The 1,622-nt window shown below is 78.8% G+C and carries 2 protein-coding genes and 1 pseudogene; all 3 read left to right on the top strand.

The window, feature by feature from the left end:
* Positions 1 to 212 (top strand): annotated as a pseudogene (locus B0E53_RS36340) (glycosyltransferase family 1 protein); the annotation flags it as partial.
* On the top strand, positions 209 to 1,021 hold the full coding sequence (locus B0E53_RS36335; RefSeq protein ID WP_107079905.1) for an SAM-dependent methyltransferase: 813 nt from the start codon (positions 209 to 211) through the stop codon (positions 1,019 to 1,021). The pseudogene B0E53_RS36340 and the gene B0E53_RS36335, both read left to right, overlap by 4 nt.
* A gap of 52 nt (positions 1,022 to 1,073) precedes the next feature.
* Positions 1,074 to 1,622: lysylphosphatidylglycerol synthase domain-containing protein (locus B0E53_RS36330; RefSeq protein WP_210406364.1), on the top strand; the 549-nt coding region annotated here is incomplete at its 3' end.

Below are 1,622 nucleotides of genomic sequence, written 5' to 3'. Positions count from 1 at the left end.
TCGGGCGCAGCGCGGACGGCGAGCGGCCCGGCCTGCTGGTGCCCCCGGCGGACCCGGCCGCGCTGGCCGGCGCGCTGCGCCGCTGGCTCACCGACCCGGACCTGCGGGACCGGCTGCGCCGCGCCGCCCGGCAGCGGCGGGACACCCTCACCCGCTGGCCGGTCACCGCGCACCGGCTGGCGGCAGCCCTCAAGGAGGCCACGGCGGCATGACAACCTCCCTGCTACCCCCCGACTTCGCGGACTGGCTGCGGCTGCGTGAACCCGCCGACGCGGCCGCCCGTTCCGCCGAGTTGCTCGACGGGATCCGCCGCCGGCTGCCCGCCGACCGGCCGCTGATCGTGCACGACCTGGGCAGCGGCACCGGGTCGATGGCCCGGTGGCTCGCCCCGCGACTGCCCGGCCCGCAGCGCTGGGTGCTGCACGAGCGGGACGCCGACCTGCGCGCCCGGGCCGCCGCCGAGCCGGTCGTGGCCGCCGACGGCAGCCCGGTCACCGTGCTGGTCCGGGGTTCCGACATCACCCGGTTGGGTGCCGCCGACCTGGCCGACGCCCACCTGGTCACCGCCTCGGCGTTGCTGGACATGCTCACCGCCGAGGAGGTCGAGCGGACGGTGGCGGCCTGCGCGGGCCACCCCACCCTCTTCGCGATCACCGTGCTGGGCCGGGTGCGGTTCCGCCCCGCCGACCCGCTCGACGCCGAGTTCGAGGCCGCGTTCAACGCCCACCAGCGGCGCACGGTCGCCGGGCGCGCGTTGCTCGGCCCGGACGCCGTGGACGTCACCGTGGCGGCCTTCCGCCGCCGGGGCGTCGAGGTGCGGATCCGGGCCAGCCCGTGGCGCCTCGGCCCGGAGCAGGCCGCGCTGACCGCGGAGTGGCTGGTCGGTTGGCTCGACGCGGCCGTCGAGGAGCGGCCGGAGCTGGCCGGGGTGGTCGACGCGTACCGGGAGCGGCGGCTCGCCGAGGTGGCCGACGGCCGGCTCCGGGTGGTGCTGCACCACGCCGACCTGCTGGCCGGGTGAACCGTAGCGGCCGGTGGTACGTGACAAGGGATGGACCGAGGGAGGACCGCTCTTGTCACACGCCGCCGTCGCCGGACCCGTCCCGGCCGCCGCGTCCGCGCCGTCCCGGTCGTTCTGGGCCTGGGCCCGCCCGCTCGCCGGACTCGCCGTGCTCGCCGCGCTGGTGTGGTCGGTGGGCGCCGGCCCGTTCCTGGCCGGGCTGCGGCTGATCGACGCGCCGGCGCTCGCCGCCGCGCTCGGCATCGGCGCGATCACCACCGTCTGCTGCGCCTGGCGCTGGTCGCTGGTCGCCGGCGGGCTGGGTGTACGGCTGCCGCTGCGGGCCGCGGTCGTGCACTGCTACCGGGCGGTCTTCCTCAACTCCACGCTGCCCGGCGGGGTGCTCGGCGACGTGCACCGGGCGGTCCGGCACGGCCGGGACGCCGGGGACGTGGCCCGGGGCGTCCGCGCCGTGCTCTGGGAGCGCACCGCCGGACAGGTGGTCCAGTTGGTCATCGCGGTGGCCGTGCTGGCGGCGCTGCCGTCCCCGGTCCGGCCGTACCTGCCGGCGGTGGCCGCCGGGCTGGCCGCCGCCGCGCTGGCGCTGGCGCTGGCCGCCCGG

Source organism: Micromonospora sp. MH33, assembly GCF_003013775.1.
Classification (GTDB): Bacteria; Actinomycetota; Actinomycetes; order Mycobacteriales; family Micromonosporaceae; genus Micromonospora; species Micromonospora fulviviridis.
Note: the sequence above shows the minus strand (reverse complement) of the source record. Positions and strands in the feature narration are given on the sequence as shown.

What these genes read in the sequence shown, in the direction of transcription:
- B0E53_RS36335 (WP_107079905.1), top strand. Translation starts at nt 209, where the DNA reads ATGACAACCTCCCTGCTACCCCCCGACTTCGCGGACTGGCTGCGGCTG.